Origin of the sequence: Streptomyces sp. NPDC002130 (genome assembly GCF_040296465.1) — a bacterium.
Lineage (GTDB): Bacteria > Actinomycetota > Actinomycetes > Streptomycetales > Streptomycetaceae > Streptomyces.
In genome coordinates, this window is the sequence record NZ_JBEOXI010000739.1 from 1 (window position 1) to 1,580 (window position 1,580).

Sequence of the window (1,580 nt, forward strand, 5' to 3'; positions counted from 1 at the left end):
GTGGCGGGCCACGCCTTCCCAGAAGCCGGCGTTGTCGCGGTTGACGACGGGGCGGGGGCGGCGTTCCGCCGGTGGCGAAGACCGGTGGGCAGGGGTCACGGCCCGGCCCGAAGTCGGTCAGGCCGGCGAGGACCTGTTCGGGCGTCGCGGTGGTCGTCTGGTGAAGATGAGCAAGGTGAGCAGGTTGTCCATGTCGTCTTGATCGGCTTCGGCGTGGTTGGTGTAGCAGACGTCCACTCCCATCGGCAGCCCGAGGAGTTTTCCGCAGAAGTGATCTTCCAAGCCCGCGCGAATGATCTGCTTGCCGTCGTAGAGATACTCGGGACCGATGAAGCCGACCACGGTGTTGACCAGCAACGGTTCGAGATCACGTGCCACGGCGTATGCCCGTGTTTCGAGCGTCTGCTGATCGACCGGGGCTCCGCCGGTGCCGTAGTGGGCACCTGAACTGAGGGCGGATCCCTGCCCCGTCTCGAGGTACATGACGTTGTTGCCGACCGTTCCGCGGTTCAAGGAGCGCCCGGCCTCGTTGCCCTCACGCAGGAGCGGAATATTCACTCCGAAACCGGAATTGGCGCCTTCGGTACCGGCAATCGATTGGAAGACAAGATCGACCGGCACCCCCGATTCGATCAGTCCGATCGTGGTGGTCACGTGCGAGAGCACGCACGACTGAGTCGGGATCTCGAATCTCTGACGGATGTCGTCGAGCAGGTGGAGCAGATCCGAGGTGGCCTGGGGCGAGTCCGTCGCGGGGTTGATACCGATGACGGCGTCGCCACATCCCATCAGGAGACCGTCGAGCGTTGCCGCCGCAATGCCGCGTGGATCGTCCGTCGGGTGATTCGGCTGGAGTCGAGTGCTCAGCCGTCCAGGTAGCCCGATGGTCGTGCGGAACCCCGCGGTGACCGTGATGGCCTTCGCGACGGCGATCAGGTCCTGATTGCGCATGATCTTGCTGACCGCGGCAACCATTTCCGGGGTGAGTCCGGGACTCACGGCGGACAAGCGTGCGGAAGCTTCCGGCGCCGACGCAGTCTCGAGCAGCCAGTCCCGCAGTCCGCCAACCGTCAGGTGGGCCACCGGTGCAAAGGCGAGGCGATCGTGGCTGTCGATGATGAGCCGAGTTACCTCGTCGTCCTCGTACGGAACCAACAGATCTTCGAGGAATACGGTCAACGGAAGGTCAGCCAGAACCCATTGGGCAGCAGCACGTTCGGCGTCGGAACTTGCCGCGCATCCGGCGAGCTCGTCGCCCGAGCGCAGCGGTGTCGCTTTTGCCATCAGATCGACGAGACCGTCGAACGAGTAGTTGGTTCCGGATACCTGCTGGTGATACTTGGCCATCCCGCGACTCATCCCAATTCTTCTTCCGCCTGTGCAAGTACAGCAAACTCCTCGTCCGGCGAGTTGGCAACAAGGTGGTGGCGACTGTAGAGACCGAAGTACGCCATCAGAACTCCGAAGGCGACCAAGGTCAACAGTGCTGCAACGGGATCGACCAGGAAGGTGGCCACCACCGATACTGCCGCGATCACGAGCGCAAACGAGGTGGTGGCGATACCACCGGGCGTACGGTA

1 protein-coding gene and 1 pseudogene are annotated in these 1,580 nt (G+C 63.4%); both read right to left on the reverse strand.

All coding sequences use genetic code 11. The annotated features are described in order from the left end of the window. Positions 1-117: 117 nt before the first annotated feature. Positions 118-1,347: an ethanolamine ammonia-lyase subunit EutB gene (locus ABT116_RS45010; protein WP_351646813.1), complete on the reverse strand. Its 1,230-nt coding sequence runs from the start codon at positions 1,345-1,347 to the stop codon at positions 118-120. An 8-nt stretch (positions 1,348-1,355) separates the two neighbouring features. Then, positions 1,356-1,580 (reverse strand): annotated as a pseudogene (locus tag ABT116_RS45015) (ethanolamine permease); the annotation flags it as partial.

What these genes read in the sequence shown, in the direction of transcription:
- ABT116_RS45010 (WP_351646813.1), bottom strand. Translation starts at nt 1,347, where the DNA reads ATGGCCAAGTATCACCAGCAGGTATCCGGAACCAACTACTCGTTCGAC.